We start from the raw sequence: 19,073 nt of genomic DNA, 5'->3' as shown, positions 1-19,073 counted from the left end.
CATGTTCTTCTTGAAGCGCCCTTTAAAGGCATTTAAGAGGGTTATACAGGACATAAAAGCAGATGGTGGTTAGAGGAAAATAGAGATGGAAGGTACATTCTATAATGTTTCTAACACTCACTCAGTAGGCTTCGATGTATTTATGTACTGTTTGGCAAACAAAGATTAAGGTGTCGTAGGATTTTATCTGTACGGCACATCATTAAGTTGCTGTGCTTTTTCTGTTTTCACCTTCTCAAACAGCCCTCAGATGATTCGATAATTGATTAGGCGCATACTTCGGTTGCGTGGATTGCTCTAAGGTTAGTTCTCAGTGTCAATACATCTTGCAGATGGAGTGGGTTGCAGTTGAACATTTGGTTGTGACTATATAGTAGTACTATAGTTTGTAAAAAAAGGTACCATTATTTACATAAATATAGTAAAATTTAATGTATAGACTATAGTCTTAATTTACTGTAAGGAGTTTAGAAGATGGAAGAAACAGAATACAAGCCGATTGAAGAAAGATTTAATGAGCAGAATGATAACAAAAAACTAAATAAGCAATCAAAAGCACCATATACATTATATAGTGTTCTTGGCTTCATAGGAGCTATTATATCAATTGGCATGGGCTTCTATAAGATGTTTGTTTATGAAAGTGCTGATGAAGATAGCTATTTTAGTAGTAAAGAGAATATCAATGCTTATGTTGGCGGTGATGCTTATAACTACATTATCAACGGTACATATACAACGAGTTATTTTGTATTAGCATTAGTATGTATGGTATTTGCTTGCTCAATGTTAATTTTAAAAAGTATTAATCAGAATAAGTAGGAGTTTAGTTTTTTATGAAGAAAATTTTTGTAGGCATTATACTAATTATTACAACTATTATTATTTGCGCTTGTGGGAATAAAAGCGATGCACCTGAAAATGTGCGTGAGGATATATGGAATCATGGAATACAATTTGCTCTTTTCATGAAAGATACAATTCATGATGATTTAGATCAAAATGATTACGAAAAATTCGGTAGTGCTTTTAATAGCTATTATGAAAAGTTTGATAAAGATGCGACAGAAGAAGAACGAAAAATATTAGGCAACTTGTATGCTGCAACACTTATCTACGATATTGCTAAATTACATCGTGATACAATGGGCAATTATAATTATAATGAAGAAGATTATAATGATATATTCAAAGCTTTGGAAGAAGTATTTGGTGCTTCCAATTTGAAAGATGTAAATTATGATAAAGATAGTATGAAAAAGATTCTTTCAAAATATGATTAGGTGTGCATAGCCTAAAGTGTTTAAAAAGATAGAGTGAACTGCTCTATCTTTTTTTATTGCCATGCTAAAAGCTTACAGTCACTACACAAGACATATTGATGAAACGATGAGCTCGGCTTTTGTTACATTAATTGACCCAACCTTGAGAGCTTTTCAATACAGAAATGTACTGAGAACGCTTAGTTACTCAATAATTCCGCTTACATAATTTGGCTTTCTAGGGGGGATCTCAACTTGGACAAATAATTATAAATCTCTATTATCTAAAGAATTTTTACATTCTTTCTCACTATATTTTGTCTCATCCTCAAATATGTCAGTAACACCATCCGCTGAAAGTACGTCTTTTTCACAAAACTGCTGAACTTGTTTTCCTTTTTTAGTTATTCCATAATAATAGGCTGTATTCGGCTCATCTTTAAAAATAACCATAAAGTGTCCGTGATAAAAGTCTTTATTTATTAAGTACTTTGGCTCAACATAATGTGATTTTTCAATTTTTTCGTCTGTATATCCCTTCTCTTCTAAATATTTGGGAACATATTTGTTAGCGATGTATTTTGTATATGGATTACCATTGCTTAGTACATAAATAAAACCTGTTGGAATAGCAATGACAATAACGGCAATTAGGATACTAATTGTAATATATATCTTTTTTTTCTTCATTTTACGTCACCCTTCTTTATTAACAATAATCATTTTTTACGCACAAATCCTTGATGAGCTGTGTGATAGGCTTTGTTTTGAAAAATGATATCCCCCTATTATTTCGAGTAAAATTAAGCTACAAACAAACCATTTGATCAATTTATCCACCTAAACATCATTTAGTGTAATTTTACACTATTTTAGTGTTTAGTCAATTAGGGGTTGCTACTTATTCGCAGTTATAAATAATATCGTTTAAGGAGTTGGGTTGAATTTATGGAAAAATATTCTCATATTCTAAATGAAGGATGGACATTTGGAGGGGGAGTAAAGATGGGGATATTTGATGGGATAATAGGAAATGCAAGTGAAGTTAATCTAGAAAAGTTAAAGGAAGAAGTTAAAGGCTTATTAACACCTAATGAAACAATTAAGAATGCTTACAAAATTATAAGAGACACGTTTATTTTTACGGATAAAAGACTTATCTTAATCGATAAACAAGGAGTGACTGGAAAGAAGACACAATACCATTCAATTCCATATAAAAGTATTCTTCATTTTGCAGTTGAAACGGCAGGGACATTTGATTTAGATGCAGAGTTGAAAATTTGGGTTTCAGGTAATGAATTACCAATACAGAAAAGCTTTAATAAATCAACTAACATATATAAAATTCAAAGTGTATTAGCGGAACATGTATTAGGAAAGTAATAAATTAAACGATCAACAATGCTGTTGATCGTTTATAACTTCTTTCAGCGTGTGCCCAAACACCCGCTGAAATAGGGGGAATCAGTCTAAGAAAGCCACGTACTGTGGCAATTTAACTGTGCGAAAGCAACAACAACAACACACGAATGAGTGATCAACATGGGGTTGGCCCAAAGCCTATTCCGGACACAATTATACCGAGGTATAATTGATTTGGGGTGATAACAGATGAAAAGCGTAAACATACAGCTTGACGAGAAAAACTCGTTAGAAATAACGCAGATAGAAGATAATTTATTTGAAATGCGGCTTGGAATGAATGGAAGCATTAGCGTTTACTATATGACACGTGAGCAGCTCCTGAATTTCGATCAATTAGGCGCTCATTTGCGCATTGAGTCTATTCTAGGGATAGATTAGGAGCTATTATTCGATTATGTATAAATGGTTTCCGAGGGATGTTTATTTAGTATTGAAGGCCTAAGTAAGCTTATGAAAATTATGACTGATATATTATCTGTTTTTTAAGTTAGTTGAAGATTTAGTAAATTTCCTGATTGTTAATAGTGAAATTTATACAATTTGGACAGTGAGATTTTGAAGACTGAATAAAATATTACTTTTGTATAGTATAAATCTCCTAATTATCATATGAAAATGAAAAAAATGGATGTGTATATTACTTATAAAGTATGTGTATGTTCTTTCTGAGTAGTGACAATTGTCTCTAAACAAATGTAAATAGATTGTATATACTTACAGTTAGAGGGAAGGAGGAGGTAGCTTGATTCTAGTTCGAAATGATAAATTCGAAATATCGGAAGAAAATGGCAAAGTATATATGCTTACTTTCAGTGCCGGTTTTCCATTAAAAGAATTTGATAGTATTTTACGAAGTCATCCCCGACTCAAATTATCAAATTTTTCAATATTAAAAAATGTCTTAGCAACCGAAAGCACAAGCCCTGTTGAAATTGGACGCTGGCTTCCTAATGTTGAGGCTGAAGTTGCAAGAGATAAAATGTCTGCCTCAATATTTATCTATGAAACACATGACTATATTCTAAAGAATAAAGAGAAATTAACGGAACAAATTTTGGAAACTATCAAAAACGAAGGAATTGCTCACGGCATATTAGATTTTGATATTTCTAACATTGAGACAGGAAAAGCATTTTTAATTGCTCAAGGTACACAACCAGTAGCAGGAACAGATGCACAAATTACATACTTACCTAAACCAGAGAGAAAGCCAGTAATTCGCGAAGATGGCAAAGCTGATTATTATGACATGAACTTTATTTCTGAAATATCCGAAGGTTCGTGGTTAGGCGAGAAAATTCCTGCGACATTAGGTAAACCAGGGGAAAATGTACTAGGTGAAATGATGGCTGCAGTACCGGGTCGTGATTTTCCTATACGATATGATAAAAAATCAGCTTATGAAGTGGAAGAGGATGGGAAAACTGTCATCCGTTCGAAAATAGCTGGTGTATTAGATGATGTTAAAGGCATGATCGGAGTTAATAGACATTTGCCAATTCATGGAGACGTTGGCGTTGAAACAGGGAATCTCGAATTTAATGGCTCTTTAAGCATTAAAGGAACAGTTACATCAGGCTATACAGTTATTGCTACTGGAGATATTTCCATCGAGGGTGCCGAAGGTGTAAGCGGTGCCAAACTGATTAAATCCCTTGAAGGCGACGTCTATATTCGCGGAGGGATTTTTGGTCTAGGTTCAACGCTTGTAGAGGCAGGCGGCAATATTTTCGTTAAGCATGTCAATGAAGCAAATCTAGTTGCAGCTGACAGCATTCATATAGGATCTTATGCATTGGGATCCCAGCTCTCTGCCCATTCTATCTTTGTGGACGAACGAAAAGGAAAAATTATTGGGGGCCGTGTAGTGGCCAAAAATACAATTGTTACGGCCATCTCAGGAAATCGTTTAGAGCGTCGAACTGATTTAATCATCGAAAGCGTCAATAAACAGGAAAGCTATTCTATTATGCAAGAGAAGGCGGGGAATCTTAAGAAACTGCAATCAGAAATCGCTGAGCACGAAGGAAAAATTAAAAGCTTACTGCCACTCCTTAACCAAATGTCTAAGGAGCAAATAGCTACATTTGAGGGTACAAAACAAATTTTAACAAAATTGAAAGCGGATGCAGTGACCATTGATCGTGAGGTTAAACTCATAATGGATGAAATGCGTCATGCTGGAAAAGAGGAGATTACTGTTACGAAGGAAGCGCATCCTGGTACCTATATTCAAATTGGCAAAAAATCATCCTTATTAAGTAAGATTAAAAAGGGTAAATTTCTTATTGAATTTGGTGAGCTAAATGCTTAGCGAATCTTTTATTCCTGTATTTGCACATCGTGGGGCATCCGCGTATGCACTTGAAAATACTTTGAAGTCTTTTGAAAAGGCATTAGAGCTAGGAGCAGATGGAATTGAATTAGATATCCAGCTTTCGAAAGAGGGCATTCCAGTAGTGTTTCATGATCCACAGCTATCAAGATTAGTAGGCATCAATAAGCTGGTGAACGAATGTACGAAAGAGGAGCTAATAAGCTTTAAACTTGGGAAGCCGTGGAGACGATTATTTTCAACGTATAAAATTCCGACGTTTGAAGTTGTTTTAGCATGGGCAAATTCTCAACAGCTTCCACTTAATATTGAATTAAAATCAACACTCCTTGATAATAAAAGCGCACTTATTCAAATGCTACATGGGCTTACTTTGCCTGTTGGCAGTCATTTTTCATCGTTTCACTATGAGCTTTTAGAGATTGTGAAACAATATAAGCCAGACTATGAAACAGCACTTATAGCAACGAAAAAATTAAAATGGGATTTGCTTCGTGATTACAATGCAATTGATAGTGTTCATATGCATAAAAGGTATTATAAACCAAGATATTTAGAGGCTTGTGTAGCGAGTGATAAAGCATGTCGTTTTTATGCAATTGATGGGAATGAAACATTTTTAACGAATCCTCATCCTTCAGTAATTGGTTGGATTTCTGATTTTCCAGATAAAGTGATTAAGAGACAACAACGTTAATCACTGTCGCCTCGGCAAAATTGTAGCTGTTGCTTCGCTTTCGCACAGATAAAAAATGTAGCTGAAGATTTTGAATGAACATAAAAATAGCTATCCAATAAGTCCGCCTTAGACTTATTAGGATAGCTATTTTTATTTTTTTTGGAAGCGCGGAGCCACTTTTCCATTTTTTCGATCGCGGTGAAGTAAAAAACCTGCGAAAAAGCCAAAGCCTATAACAAAAAGAATAATGCCAACGACAAATTGTAGCCATAAAAATGGGAAAGGTGAAATGAGCTTACCGAATAATGTATCACGCATAAATTTAATGCCACCTGCAGCCATAAGACCGGGAATAAGCATTACTATAAATGCAGCAAAACGAGCCATGCATGTCCCTCCTTATTCCTAAGTTTAATTGTACCTGTGGATATTGGAATGTCAAGAAACGTTATAAAACTACGGAACTGATGAATCCAAAAACAAGTAAGACAAAATGCGATAATTGTAACTGAATCTTTAGAAAATTCTTACTTAAACAAGAAAATGTAATAATAGTTGCTAAATTGTGAAATTGTCAGTATTGTAAAATTAAATGGAGCAATATTATCCATTGTTAAACAATTTTAAATTCTTTCAGCAGGTGTCCTAATACCTGTACCTGACGCTACGCTTTCGGTACAAAAGATATTTGCTAAAAGAATTTAAAGCCTCCGGCGGATGTCACGGAATCGGAAAGGAATTCAATATAGGATGTTAGCCTAAAATCATCGCATCCATGCGATAACGGCATACTGACCTGCATCGGTAAAAACGCCACGTTCTGTGGCATTACCGAAATGACCGACATCGTGTCGGCCCTCGTGTTGTTGCTGTCGCTACGTTAGCACTGCGCTTTCGCACAAAAAACATCGCAGGCCTATGCACAAAGCCGATTCCGGACGCAGTTATGCCGAGGCATAATTGAAACACTAATTATACTGAATTGGAATGGGCGTTTGGGGATGCACTTTCCAAAGCAAAGGGGCGAGTTTTCATGGAAATCTTCAAGTATATGGAAAAGTATGATTATGAACAATTGGTATTTTGCCAAGATGAAGCATCAGGGTTAAAAGCGATTATCGCTATCCATGACACAACACTTGGACCAGCATTAGGTGGTGCACGTATGTGGACATATGCATCAGAAGAAAATGCGATAGAGGATGCATTGCGTTTGGCACGAGGGATGACCTATAAAAATGCTGCAGCTGGTTTAAACCTTGGCGGTGGAAAAACGGTTATTATCGGTGACCCATTTAAAGATAAAAATGAAGAAATGTTCCGTGCGTTAGGACGTTTTATCCAAGGGCTTAATGGTCGCTACATTACGGCAGAAGATGTAGGTACAACAGTGACAGATATGGATTTAATGCATGAGGAAACAAATTATGTAACGGGAATTTCCCCTGCTTTTGGTTCATCAGGAAATCCTTCACCAGTAACTGCTTACGGAGTTTATCTTGGGATGAAAGCAGCAGCAAAAGAAGCATTTGGATCTGACTCATTAGAGGGACGTACTATTTCTGTACAAGGTTTAGGAAATGTAGCCTACAAGCTTTGCGAATATTTACATAATGAAGGTGCAAAACTTGTTGTTACAGACATTAATCAAGCGGCAATTGATCGCGTTGTGAATGATTTTGATGCAACTGCTGTAGCACCGGAGGAAATCTATTCACAGGAAGTTGATATTTTCGCACCTTGTGCATTAGGGGCGATTTTAAATGATGAAACGATTCCGCAACTAAAAGCAAAGGTGATCGCAGGTTCTGCCAATAACCAATTACAAGATTCTCGACATGGTGATTATTTACATGAATTAGAGATAGTTTATGCACCTGATTATGTAATTAACGCTGGTGGAGTAATAAATGTAGCTGATGAATTATATGGATATAACCGTGAACGTGCAATGAAACGTGTCGAAGGCATTTACGATAGCCTTGAAAAAATCTTCGCGATTTCTAAACGTGATGGTATACCGACGTATGTAGCAGCTAATCGTTTAGCAGAAGAACGTATCGCTCGAGTATCAAAGTCTCGTAGCCAATTCTTAAAAAATGAAAAAAATATTTTAAACGGTCGTTAAGTACCGCTTATTCGTTGAAAGAAGTCGCATTGTCGACTTCTTCTAACTTTATCGTAAATTAATAGATTACATGAATGATTAGCATTTTTCTCACAAGGGGGAATCTATATGGCTCAAAACTATGATGTTGTCATTTTAGGCGGAGGTACAGGGGGCTATGTAGCTGCAATTCGAGCTGCGCAGTTGGGCTTAAAAACAGCTATTGTCGAACGTGAACGACTAGGTGGAACATGCTTGCATAAAGGCTGTATACCAAGTAAGGCCTTACTTCGAAGTGCAGAAGTGTATCGTATGGCAAATAAAACTGCGGCTGAATATGGTGTTGATATTGAAGGGGTGACATTGCAATTCGACAAAGTGCAAGAAAGGAAGCAAGCTATTGTTGAGCAATTGAGCCAAGGTGTGAATACACTGATGAAAAAGGGCAAAATAGACGTTTATCAGGGATTAGGGCGAATTTTAGGGCCATCTATTTTCTCACCGATGCCTGGCACTATTTCAGTTGAAATGAGTAATGGCGATGAAAATGAAATGCTAGTTCCAACAAATGTGGTGATTGCTACAGGATCAAAGCCAAGAGGAATGGCGGGACTAACGGTTGATGGTAAATATGTGATGAACTCTGATCATGCATTGGAAATGGAAGAACTGCCAAAGTCGTTGTTAATTGTTGGCGGAGGAGTTATTGGAATAGAATGGGCCTCAATGCTTTGCGATTTTGGGGTTTACGTAACGGTCATTGAATATGGGCCATCCATTTTACCTGCAGAGGATGCGGATATTGTAAAAGAAGTAACAAAGCAACTTGAAAAGAGAGGCGTCCGCATTGTGACGAATGCTCGCTTAGATTCGGGATCCTTTAAAATTGAAAATGATAACGTTTTCATTTCCGCAAAAGTAAATGATAAGGATGAATTATTTGAGGCAGATAAATTATTGCTTTGTGTTGGACGTGAAGCCAATACACAAGGTATTGGTTTAGAAAATACTGAAATAGAAGTAGAAAATGGATTTATCAAAGTCAATGATTCGTATCAAACGAAGGAATCACATATGTATGCCATAGGGGATGTTATCGGTGGCTTACAATTAGCGCATGTTGCCTCACACGAAGGGGTGTGTGCTATTGAGCATATTGCAACGGATAAAACAGAGGGACTTGATGTTCTAAATGTTCCGAAATGTGTTTATTCTTATCCTGAGGTCGCAAGTATTGGCTTAACAGAAAGGGATGCACAAGAACAAGGTTATTCGTTGAAGATTGGTAAGTTTCCGTTCAAGGCGATCGGAAAAGCACTAGTTAATGGAGAGACAGATGGTTTTGTAAAAATTGTTGCTGATGAAGAAACGAATGATATTTTGGGTATTCATATGGTAGGACCACATGTGACAGATTTAATTGGAGAAGCATCACTTGCTAAATTATTGGATGCAACGCCTTGGGAAATAAGTCAGGCCATTCATCCACATCCGTCACTCAATGAGGTGCTAGCGGAAGCGGCGTTAGCAGTGGATCATCGCGCCATTCATTTTTAAGATTCGTAGTTTTTGTAACTAAAGTCTAGGGTCAAAACAAAAATCTGTTCTTGATTAACAGGTAGATTAAAAGTACTCATAAAGCGGTAGGTGACGTCGTTCGTGGAAAACGTCCTTTCTGGAGTGGAATGTGCAATCAAGTACATATTTTGGTGAAGGGCCATAATTGCTTTAGTTATCTGTATCCAGAAAGTGTTTTGTAGCGAAAGCGAAACGTTCGAAAGGGGTGTTCGTATGCAAGGTGTTCAAATTAAGCATGAGGATTTAGGGTTAACAAATGAAGATGTGCTTGCAATATTCGAAACGATGTTAATGGCAAGAAGACTTGATGAACGAATGTGGTTATTAAACCGTTCTGGTAAAATTCCGTTTGTTATTTCTTGTCAGGGTCAGGAGGCGGCGCAAGTAGGGGCAGCATTTGCTCTAGATCATAACAAAGATTATATTGCACCTTATTATCGTGATATGGGTGTTGTTTTACATTTTGGTATGACACCGAAAGAATTGATGTTATCTGCATTTGCTAAAGCAGAGGATCCGAACTCGGGTGGGCGCCAAATGCCAGGTCATTTTGGACAAAAGAAAAATCGTATTTTAACAGGTTCTTCGCCAGTTACGACACAAGTTCCGCACGCGGTAGGCGTAGCTTTAGCAGGGCGCCTACAAAAGGAAGATTTTGTTACTTTCGTTACACTCGGTGAAGGTTCATCTAACCAAGGTGATTTCCATGAAGGTGCGAACTTCGCAGGAGTGCATAAGCTTCCAGTTATTATAATGGTAGAAAATAATCAATATGCAATTTCTGTGCCAGTTGAACGTCAATTAGGCTGCGCGAAAGTATCAGATCGCGGTATTGGCTATGGTATGCCAGGTGTTACAGTTGATGGGAAATGTCCGTTGCAAGTCTATAAGGTTGTGAAAGAAGCGGCTGATCGTGCTCGTAGAGGTGAAGGCCCAAGTTTAATAGAGACAGTGACGTATCGCTTAACGGCGCATTCTTCGGATGATGATGATCGTCAATATCGAACTGCTGAGGATATAGCTGAAGGAAAGGCAAAGGATCCAATTTTGTTATTTGAAAAGTATCTTATGGATACTGGAGTTATGACAGAAAAACTTCGTGCTGAAATAGAAGAACGTGTCATGGCAGAGGTGAATGAAGCAACAGATTATGCAGAAGCTGCTCCATATGCACCACCAGAGCATGCTATGAAATACGTATATGCACCAGTGGACGGAGGTGACGTGTAATGGCAGTAATGTCTTATATTGATGCGATTACATTAGCGATGAAGGAAGAGATGGAACGTGATGAGCGTGTTTTCATTTTAGGAGAGGACGTTGGTCGTAAAGGTGGGGTTTTCAAAGCGACAGCAGGTCTTTACGATCAATTTGGTGAACATCGGGTACTTGACACACCTCTTGCAGAGAGTGCTATTGCAGGTGTTGGTATTGGTGCTGCGATGTATGGAATGCGTCCAATTGCCGAAATGCAATTCGCTGACTTCATCATGCCTGCAGTTAACCAAATTGTTTCTGAGGCAGCAAAAATCCGCTATCGTTCAAACAATGATTGGTCTTGCCCGATGGTTATACGTGCACCATTTGGTGGAGGAATTCATGGAGCGCTTTACCATTCGCAATCTGTAGAGGCGCTTTTTGCAGGAACACCAGGGTTAAAAATTGTTATACCTTCAACACCGTACGATGCTAAAGGCTTATTAAAAGCAGCGATTCGCGATGAAGATCCAGTGCTATTTTTTGAGCATAAGCGTGCATATCGTCTTATTAAAGGCGAAGTCCCAGTAGACGATTACACATTGCCGATTGGTAAGGCGGATGTTAAGCGGGAAGGGGAAGACGTTACTGTTATTACGTATGGTTTAGCTGTCCATTTTGCATTACAAGCTGCAGAACGTCTAGCAGCAGACGGAATTTCAGCGCATATTCTGGACCTACGCACGGTATATCCGCTTGATAAAGAAGCAATCATTGAGGCGGCAAGTAAAACAGGTAAAGTTTTACTAGTTACCGAGGATAATAAAGAAGGTAGCATTATGAGTGAAGTTGCAGCAATCATTGCAGAGCATTGCTTATTTGAACTAGATGCACCAATTCAGCGTCTTGCAGGACCTGATGTTCCGGCAATGCCGTACGCACCGACGATGGAAAAATATTTTATGATCAACCCTGATAAAGTAGAGCGTGCGATGCGAGAACTTGCCGCATTCTAATATAAATGGATCTATTTCTGTGGTAAATAGAAGCTTTTAAAAGAAAGTTTATAAATATCACAGGTATTTTAAGACTCTTCATCGAAAGTTCGGGATGACATTTCTTAAAACGTTATGTCGTGGTATATAAGTTGATTAGAGTAGAGACTGGCTGACTCCTCCTAGGGGGTTATTGGACGCCCTTAGGAGAGCCCAAGTCGGTGCGAAAATCAACCCCACTTTATGGTGATGAGTAATATTATAAATATGATAGTAATTTGATAGATACAATTACACCTAGGCATAATTGATGGGGGGAATAGATGATGGCTATTCAAAATATTACAATGCCACAGCTCGGCGAAAGTGTAACAGAAGGTACGATTGAAAAATGGCTTGTCAAACCAGGTGATACAGTAAAAAAATATGATCCACTAGCAGAAGTAGTTACAGATAAAGTAAATGCAGAAATCCCATCTTCTTTTGAAGGAGTCATATCAGAGCTACTTGCAGAGGAAGGGCAAACGTTACCGGTTGGTGCAGTCGTTTGTTCCGTTGAAATAGCAGGTGACAGTGAGTTACCTCCACCGCCTCCAGCTAAAAAATCAGCGGTAAGTACGGCAATTTTAAATGCAGGTGTACAAAAGAAACAAGAGACTCAACAACCAACTACTGCTACAAGAGAATCGCAAAAAACAGTTCGTCAGGATAAAGTACGTTATTCACCAGCTGTTCTTCGACTTGCACAAGAGTATGAAATTGCCCTTGATCAAATAACAGGTACTGGTGAAGGTGGACGTATTACAAGAAAAGACCTAATGAAACTGATTGAAACAGGAAATGTGCCAACGCCTCTAGTGGAAACATCACCTGTAGTCGATGAAAAAGTTCCGCAATCAGTACCGGTTACAACACATACAGCACAAGAGAATACGAAAGTGGCCACACCTACACAACCAATGCAAGCAGGCGATATTGAAATTCCAGTAACGAAGGTGCGCCGTGCGATTGCCAATAATATGGTACGAAGCGTTCATGAAGTACCACATGCATGGATGATGATGGAAGTGGACGTCACAGATTTAGTAGCATTTCGTGATAGCATAAAGGCTGAGTTTAAGCAAAAAGAAGGCTTTAATATTACGTATTTTGCTTTCTTTGTAAAAGCTGTTGCTCAAGCTTTAAAGGAATTCCCGATGATGAACTCTATGTGGGCAGAGGACAAAATTATTCAAAAGCATGACATCAATATTTCCATTGCAGTCGCAACAGATGATGCGTTATTTGTTCCTGTTATAAAACACGCTGATGAAAAATCGATAAAAGGGATTGCGAAGGAAATTCATGAGCTTGCAGGAAAAGTTCGTGCCGGAAAATTGTCGATGGATGATATAAAAGGTGGTACATTTACGGTTAATAATACGGGTGCATTCGGCTCTGTTCAGTCGATGGGCATCATTAATTACCCACAAGCTGCCATTCTTCAAGTGGAAAGTATTGTAAAAAAACCGGTTATTTTACCTGGTGGAATGTTCGCGGCACGAGATATTGTGAATTTATGTTTATCTTTAGATCATCGAGTTCTTGATGGACTTGTTTGTGGTAAATTCCTGAATAGAGTAAAAGAAATACTCGAAAATACAAATAAATCTTCAACGTCAGTCTACTGATGACTTGTCGGAAGCCTGTTATATAACGGTTTCCGATTTTTTTTTGCTTTGCGAGTCGCAATTTGTCATGTAGAATAACAAATAGAAACTACTAAGGGGGGAAGCTGATTAAGCGTCCGCATGTCAAACAACATGAAAAATATTGAATTTGAAAAGCCGTCCTATTCAGAATGGCAAGATGCAGCAATCAAGGCTTTAAAAGGGAAACCATTCGAGTCTCTTTTAACGAAAACGAGTGAAGGTATTACATTAGAACCTCTTTACACCCAAGAAAGTTTAGTAGCAAAACTTGGAGAAGAGCTTGATAAACAAGTTGCTACGATCCGTTCCCTACAAAATAATGAAGCATTTCGAGTGGCACAGCAAATATATGCTGAAACAAGCGATGCATTTTTTGCACAGCTTGATGATAGCTTAGCTCGGGGCAATGAAGTAGTAACAATTGATAGCCGTGTGAATTTTGAATGGACGGAAGAAGTAGTGGCACAATTAGCGACTTATTTCTCTGAATATTCGTTTAAAATGTCGGTTGAAAATTCAAATGACCCATTATTAGCAGTATTCGACAAAATAGCAAATAATCAGCGAGAAGCTGTAAAAGGTTTCATCGTATCGAAAAATCCTATCTCTTTAAATAATTTCTCGAACGTGCGCTCAGTCGGTGCGGACACAACGGTTTATCATAATGAAGGCGCAAACGCAGTGCAAGAGTTAGCTTATGCACTTGCATTAGCCGTAAAATACGCAAATCAAGAAGAAAGCTTTGAAGCGTTCGCGAAGAAGTTTTATGTATCATTTGCAGTGGATACACAGTTCTTTACAGAGATTGCCAAACTCCGTGCTTTTAAAGTACTTTGGAAAGCGTTTTCATCTGCATATGGAGTATCTAATTGCGTAAAAGTTCCAACGATTGCTGAAACATCGGTAAGAAGCTTCTCGAAGCTGGATGTTTATGTAAACTTATTACGTTCGGCAAATGAAGCTCTTTCTGGCTTAATTGGTGGTGCGGATGTCTTTACAGTTCACCCTCATGATGCATTAACGAAACCAACAGATCAATCGGTTCGTATTGCACGAAATGTATCCTTAATCTTAAAAGAAGAAACAAATGTTTTAAAAGTTATAGATCCAGCTGGTGGCTCTTACTTTATTGAGTCATTAACAGCTGATTTTGTGAAAGAAGCTTGGACATTATTTTTAGAAATTGAAGCAGCTGGAGGTATCGACGCTTACACTGCATCTGGAAAGCTTGCGGAAGAACTAGAAAAATCCTACCAAGCTCGTATTAAAGCGGTACAAACACGTAAGCAATCATTAATCGGTACAAATATTTATGCTAATCCAGCAGATGTGCTTGAAAGTGCAACAAACCCAGCTTTTGCAGAAATTAAGCGCATTGCTAAACCTTTTGAACATTTACGTACGGAAATGACAGCAGCAAATGTAACAACAGGAATTTTAGCATTAGGTACACTAAAAAGCTCAAAACCACGTGCTGACTTCGTGTCAGGTTTCTTAAATACTGTAGGTCTAGTACCAGAAAAAAGTGAACCAATTGCTACAGCTGAAGAAGCATTAGCTTGGTTAAATACTACAGAAGCAACATATGTAGTCATTGCAGGAAATGATGACGATACAAAACAATTAGTACCAGCCATTTTAGCTGGCAAACGAGCAAACGTAATTGTTGACGTTGCAGGTAAATTTAAAGACGAAGAAGAAGCTTGGTTAGCAAATGGCTTAAACGGCTTTATTTTCGCAGGACAGAACATCATTGAAAAATTAAATTCAGTGTTCGCTAGCATGAAGGAGGTCCAACGATGAGCAAGCCAAATTTTAGTGCAGTTGAAATTGAAAAAGTTTTAGCAGCAGAAGCGCCTCAAGCGTCAGAAGAAAAATTCATGACAAATGAAGGCATCGAAATTAAAGATATATACACAAAAGAAGATATTAAAGAGGCAAAGCATTTAAATGATGTAGCAGGTATTGCGCCAAATACACGCGGTCCATACCCTACTATGTATGTAGCTCGTCCTTGGACTGTTCGCCAATATGCTGGTTTCTCAACGGCTGAAGAATCAAATGCATTCTATAAACGTAATCTAGCAATGGGTCAAAAAGGTCTTTCTGTTGCCTTTGATTTAGCAACTCACCGTGGCTATGACTCAGACCATCCGCGTGTAACAGGGGATGTTGGTAAAGCCGGTGTAGCGATTGACTCTGTAGAAGATATGAAAATCTTATTTGACCAAATTCCTTTAGATCGAATGTCAGTTTCTATGACAATGAATGGTGCAGTATTACCAGTTCTTGCATTTTATATCGTTGCTGCTGAAGAGCAAGGAGTGACTCCTGACCAATTAGCGGGTACGATTCAAAACGATATTTTAAAAGAATACATGGTTCGTAACACATATATTTATCCACCGACAATGTCTATGAAAATTATTGCAGATATTTTTGAATATACAGCGAAATATATGCCAAAATTCAACTCTATTTCGATTTCTGGTTACCATATTCAAGAAGCTGGAGCAACAAATGACATTGAACTTGCTTATACATTAGCAGACGGCCTTGAATATGTTCGTACAGGGCTTAAAGCTGGAATCGATATTGATGCCTTTGCACCGCGTTTATCATTCTTCTGGGCAATTGGTATGAACTATTACATGGAAGTTGCAAAAATGCGTGCTGCACGCCGAATTTGGGCACAAATGATGTCAACGTTTAATCCGAAAAACCCGAAAACATTAGCACTTCGTACACACTCACAAACATCTGGTTGGTCTTTAACAGAACAAGATCCATTTAACAATGTGACACGTACATTAATCGAAGCAAATGCGTCTTCAATGGGGCATACTCAATCTCTTCATACAAATGCACTTGATGAAGCGATTGCTCTACCAACTGATTTCTCTGCACGTATTGCACGTAATACGCAGCTGTTCCTACAAGAAGAAACAGCTATGACGAAAGTTATTGACCCATGGGGCGGTTCATACTATGTGGAAAAATTAACAGACGAGATTACAAAATCTGCATGGGCTTTAATTGAAGAAATCGAAGAGCTTGGCGGTATGGCGAAAGCGATTGAAACAGGTCTTCCAAAAATGAAAGTTGAGGAAGCTGCTGCAAAACGTCAAGCGAAAATCGACTCTAAAACAGAAACGATCGTTGGCGTAAACAAATATCGTTTAGAAAAAGAAGAACCTATCGACATTCTTGACATTGATAATACGTTAGTTCGTCAAAAGCAAATTGAACGTTTAGAAGCTATGAAGGCAGCGCGCGATGAAGCAGAAGTACAAAAACATTTAGCTCGTTTAACAAAAGCGGCGCAAGATGGCGAAGAAAACTTATTAGCAATTGCAGTAGATGCTGCGCGTGCTCGTGCTTCATTAGGAGAAATTTCTGATGCGATCGAAGTTGTTTCAGGTCGTCATAAGGCCGTAATTCGTTCCATCTCTGGTGTTTACTCTGCAAACTTCTCAGATGAAGAGCAAATTACTGAAGTGAAACAAATGACAGAGGAGTTCCTTGGAAATGAAGGTCGTCGCCCACGTATTTTAGTAGCGAAAATGGGACAAGATGGACATGACCGTGGTGCAAAAGTTGTGGCAACAGGCTATGCTGACTTAGGCTTCGACGTAGATATTTCACCATTATTTATGACACCTGCAGAAGCAGCTCAAATGGCTGTGGAAAACGATGTTCATGTCATTGGTGTATCTTCATTAGCTGCAGGTCATAAAACATTAGTTCCTGAATTAGTAGCAGAGCTAGAAAAACTGGGCCGCGAAGATATCATTATTATTGTTGGAGGCGTTATTCCAGCACAAGATTATGAATTCCTTTATGAAGCTGGCGCAGTAGCAATTTTTGGACCAGGTACAGTAATTCCTGTATCTGCACAAAAGATTATTGAAGAGATATACAAACGTTTAGGCTATGAGGAAGTGTCTGAATAATGGACAAAAACAAAGGAATGCCGGAAAGTGCGCTATTTGTTATGGACGGAGTAGAGGCAACTCACGACGGAATGCAATATGGTACACCGAAAAAGTTCCGAAAGAAAAAAGCAGACAATTTAAACGTACAGGAGCTTGCACAAGAAGTACGTGCTGGCTCTCGTACACAATTGTCAAAAGCTATTACACTCATTGAAAGTTCAAATGCAACACATAAAGTGCAAGCACAAGAACTTTTACAAGAGCTTCTACCACATACAGGAAACAGTGTCCGCATTGGGATAACAGGCGTGCCTGGTGCAGGAAAGAGTTCGTTCATTGAGGCTTTCGGAACGATGCTTTGTGAGTTAGGGAAAAAAGTGGCAGTCCTTGCGATCGATCCGAGCTCTTCTTTATCGGGAGGAAGTATTTTAGGTGATAAAACTCGAATGGAGGAGCTCGTGAAAAAGCCTAATGCTTTTGTTCGTCCCTCTCCATCAGCTGGTACCCTAGGGGGTGTTCATAAAAAGACGCGTGAAACGATGCTTGTTTGTGAAGCGGCTGGCTATGATGTCATTTTAATAGAAACAGTTGGTGTTGGACAAAGTGAAACGTATGTCCGAGGGATGGTTGATTTCTTCTTGCTGTTAGTTTTAACAGGTGCCGGAGACGAGTTACAAGGCATGAAGAAGGGCATTATGGAGTTAGCGGATGCCATTGTTGTTCATAAGGCGGATGGTGATAATGTTCGTCTGGCTAAAAAAACGGTATCCGAGTACAAGCAAATTTTACATTTCTTACAGCCTGCAACACCAGGTTGGATGTCCACAGCAATGCCGGTTAGCTCGTGGGAAAAACGTGGTCTCGATAAAGTCTGGAATACAATAGGGGAGTTCAGACAAATCGTTGAGGCAAATAATTACTGGTCAATCAGACGTCAAAATCAGACAAGAGATTGGTTCCAATCGATGATTACCGACCAATTAATCGATATGTTTTATGGTAATCCAGAACGGAAAGCACAAGTGCAGCTTTTAGAACGTCAAATTTTAAATGGACAGTTGACAGTTACACAAGGTGTAGATCGTTTATTTAGCGATGAACAATCACAGAAATAATATCATCTAATATATGAGCAAGTAGGTGCACAAATTCGTCACTAACTGCTATGATAGGAGATGTATGAGCGTCGAATATCTAAAGCTAGTAAGTTTCACTTCTTTCAGCTGAAAAAAGTGAAAGCCTCTGGACGCAATTATGCCGAGACATAATTGCTGATGATGACGCGAACTTGAAAGGAGCTATCGCTTTATGAATATGGATTACGATTTATTTATGCAAGAAATTTTAAAAACAGCACGTGCAGAAATTGAGGCTGCAGGTTATGAGCAGCTTCGCACGCCTGAAGCTGTTGAAGAGGCGTTTGCTCGTCCAGGTACAACATTAGTCATGGTAAACTCAGTATGCGGCTGTGCAGGAGGTATCGCACGTCCATCAGCAGCACAATGCGTACATTACGATAAACGTCCAGACCATCTTGTAACGGTGTTTGCTGGCCAAGACAAAGAAGCAACTGCAGCTGCTCGTTATCTCTTCGGTGAAGATCATTTACCATCTTCCCCATCATTTGTGTTATTAAAGGATGGACAAGTAGTAGCAGAAGTTGGACGCTATGAAATTGAAGGTCATGACCCAATGTCAGTAGTAACAAACTTACAAGCAAACTTTGAGGAATACTGCGACGAACTTTAATTTTATTCAATTATAGAAGAGCTATTCATTTAGCAGAAAACTCCGCAGGCTATAAAATGTCTGCGGAGTCTTACTACTAAAAAATTCTCCGAATTAGCATCGCTTTCTCCACTGATT

Annotated in this window: 17 protein-coding genes; 15 read left to right on the top strand and 2 right to left on the bottom strand. The window is 38.5% G+C overall.

From position 1 onward, the window contains the following. Positions 1-474: 474 nt before the first annotated feature. Both B1B04_RS12450 and B1B04_RS12445 read left to right on the top strand, forming a co-directional pair. Positions 475-822, top strand: a complete 348-nt coding sequence (locus B1B04_RS12450; protein WP_079561774.1) for a DUF4064 domain-containing protein — start codon at positions 475-477, stop codon at positions 820-822. A gap of 14 nt (positions 823-836) precedes the next feature. Beyond that, complete coding sequence (locus B1B04_RS12445) at positions 837-1,283, top strand: hypothetical protein (RefSeq protein WP_079561773.1); 447 nt, start codon at positions 837-839, stop codon at positions 1,281-1,283. 246 nt (positions 1,284-1,529) lie between these two features. Here the strand turns inward: B1B04_RS12445 and B1B04_RS12440 are convergent, their stop codons facing one another. Beyond that, a complete protein-coding gene (locus B1B04_RS12440; RefSeq protein WP_079561772.1) occupies positions 1,530-1,952 on the bottom strand; it encodes a DUF3139 domain-containing protein in 423 nt (140 codons plus the stop codon). A gap of 315 nt (positions 1,953-2,267) precedes the next feature. Between B1B04_RS12440 and B1B04_RS12435 the strand changes: the two genes are divergently transcribed. The 4 genes from B1B04_RS12435 (at position 2,268) to B1B04_RS12420 (ending at position 5,722) form a co-directional block, all read left to right on the top strand. After that, positions 2,268-2,648 carry a PH domain-containing protein gene (locus B1B04_RS12435; RefSeq protein ID WP_079561837.1) on the top strand — a complete coding sequence of 127 codons (381 nt, stop codon included), beginning with the start codon at positions 2,268-2,270 and terminating at the stop codon, positions 2,646-2,648. Positions 2,649-2,876: 228 nt separating this feature from the next. After that, positions 2,877-3,068, top strand: coding sequence for a hypothetical protein (locus tag B1B04_RS12430; protein ID WP_079561771.1), 192 nt, complete (start codon positions 2,877-2,879; stop codon positions 3,066-3,068). A gap of 364 nt (positions 3,069-3,432) precedes the next feature. Beyond that, positions 3,433-5,004, top strand: coding sequence for a DUF342 domain-containing protein (locus B1B04_RS12425; RefSeq protein WP_079561770.1), 1,572 nt, complete (start codon positions 3,433-3,435; stop codon positions 5,002-5,004). Then, complete coding sequence (locus B1B04_RS12420) at positions 4,997-5,722, top strand: glycerophosphodiester phosphodiesterase (protein WP_079561769.1); 726 nt, start codon at positions 4,997-4,999, stop codon at positions 5,720-5,722. Before B1B04_RS12425 ends, B1B04_RS12420 begins: the two co-directional genes overlap by 8 nt. A gap of 132 nt (positions 5,723-5,854) precedes the next feature. On the opposite strand, the gene B1B04_RS12415 is transcribed toward B1B04_RS12420, so the two are convergent. Next, a complete protein-coding gene (locus B1B04_RS12415) occupies positions 5,855-6,091 on the bottom strand; it encodes a DUF2627 domain-containing protein (protein WP_079561768.1) in 237 nt (78 codons plus the stop codon). 646 nt (positions 6,092-6,737) lie between these two features. On the opposite strand from B1B04_RS12415, the gene B1B04_RS12410 reads away from it, so the two are divergent. The 9 genes from B1B04_RS12410 to B1B04_RS12370 all read left to right on the top strand — a co-directional run bounded on the left by B1B04_RS12410 (position 6,738) and on the right by B1B04_RS12370 (position 18,956). After that, positions 6,738-7,832, top strand: coding sequence for a Leu/Phe/Val dehydrogenase (locus tag B1B04_RS12410; RefSeq protein WP_079561767.1), 1,095 nt, complete (start codon positions 6,738-6,740; stop codon positions 7,830-7,832). A gap of 108 nt (positions 7,833-7,940) precedes the next feature. Continuing rightward, positions 7,941-9,368 (top strand): dihydrolipoyl dehydrogenase, encoded by a 1,428-nt coding sequence (lpdA, locus tag B1B04_RS12405; protein WP_079561766.1) that lies wholly within the window; start codon positions 7,941-7,943, stop codon positions 9,366-9,368. A 234-nt stretch (positions 9,369-9,602) separates the two neighbouring features. After that, entirely contained in the window at positions 9,603-10,619 is a 1,017-nt protein-coding gene (locus B1B04_RS12400) for a thiamine pyrophosphate-dependent dehydrogenase E1 component subunit alpha (protein WP_079561765.1), read from the top strand. Beyond that, complete coding sequence (locus B1B04_RS12395) at positions 10,619-11,602, top strand: alpha-ketoacid dehydrogenase subunit beta (RefSeq protein WP_079561764.1); 984 nt, start codon at positions 10,619-10,621, stop codon at positions 11,600-11,602. Before B1B04_RS12400 ends, B1B04_RS12395 begins: the two co-directional genes overlap by 1 nt. Positions 11,603-11,907: 305 nt before the next feature. Then, positions 11,908-13,251: a dihydrolipoamide acetyltransferase family protein gene (locus B1B04_RS12390; RefSeq protein WP_079561763.1), complete on the top strand. Its 1,344-nt coding sequence runs from the start codon at positions 11,908-11,910 to the stop codon at positions 13,249-13,251. 132 nt (positions 13,252-13,383) lie between these two features. Beyond that, a complete protein-coding gene (locus tag B1B04_RS12385) occupies positions 13,384-15,075 on the top strand; it encodes a methylmalonyl-CoA mutase family protein (protein ID WP_368483749.1) in 1,692 nt (563 codons plus the stop codon). Continuing rightward, positions 15,072-17,225, top strand: coding sequence for a methylmalonyl-CoA mutase (scpA, locus tag B1B04_RS12380; protein ID WP_079561761.1), 2,154 nt, complete (start codon positions 15,072-15,074; stop codon positions 17,223-17,225). Before B1B04_RS12385 ends, scpA begins: the two co-directional genes overlap by 4 nt. Further along, positions 17,225-18,322: a methylmalonyl Co-A mutase-associated GTPase MeaB gene (gene meaB / locus B1B04_RS12375; RefSeq protein WP_079561760.1), complete on the top strand. Its 1,098-nt coding sequence runs from the start codon at positions 17,225-17,227 to the stop codon at positions 18,320-18,322. Before scpA ends, meaB begins: the two co-directional genes overlap by 1 nt. A 193-nt stretch (positions 18,323-18,515) precedes the next feature. Next, positions 18,516-18,956 carry a BrxA/BrxB family bacilliredoxin gene (locus B1B04_RS12370; protein WP_079561759.1) on the top strand — a complete coding sequence of 147 codons (441 nt, stop codon included), beginning with the start codon at positions 18,516-18,518 and terminating at the stop codon, positions 18,954-18,956. The last annotated feature ends 117 nt before the right edge of the window (positions 18,957-19,073 follow it).

The sequence above is a fragment of the Lysinibacillus sp. KCTC 33748 genome (genome assembly GCF_002237755.1).
In the GTDB taxonomy this organism is placed as follows: domain Bacteria; phylum Bacillota; class Bacilli; order Bacillales_A; family Planococcaceae; genus Lysinibacillus.
This window is presented reverse-complemented; position numbering and strand designations above follow the sequence as displayed.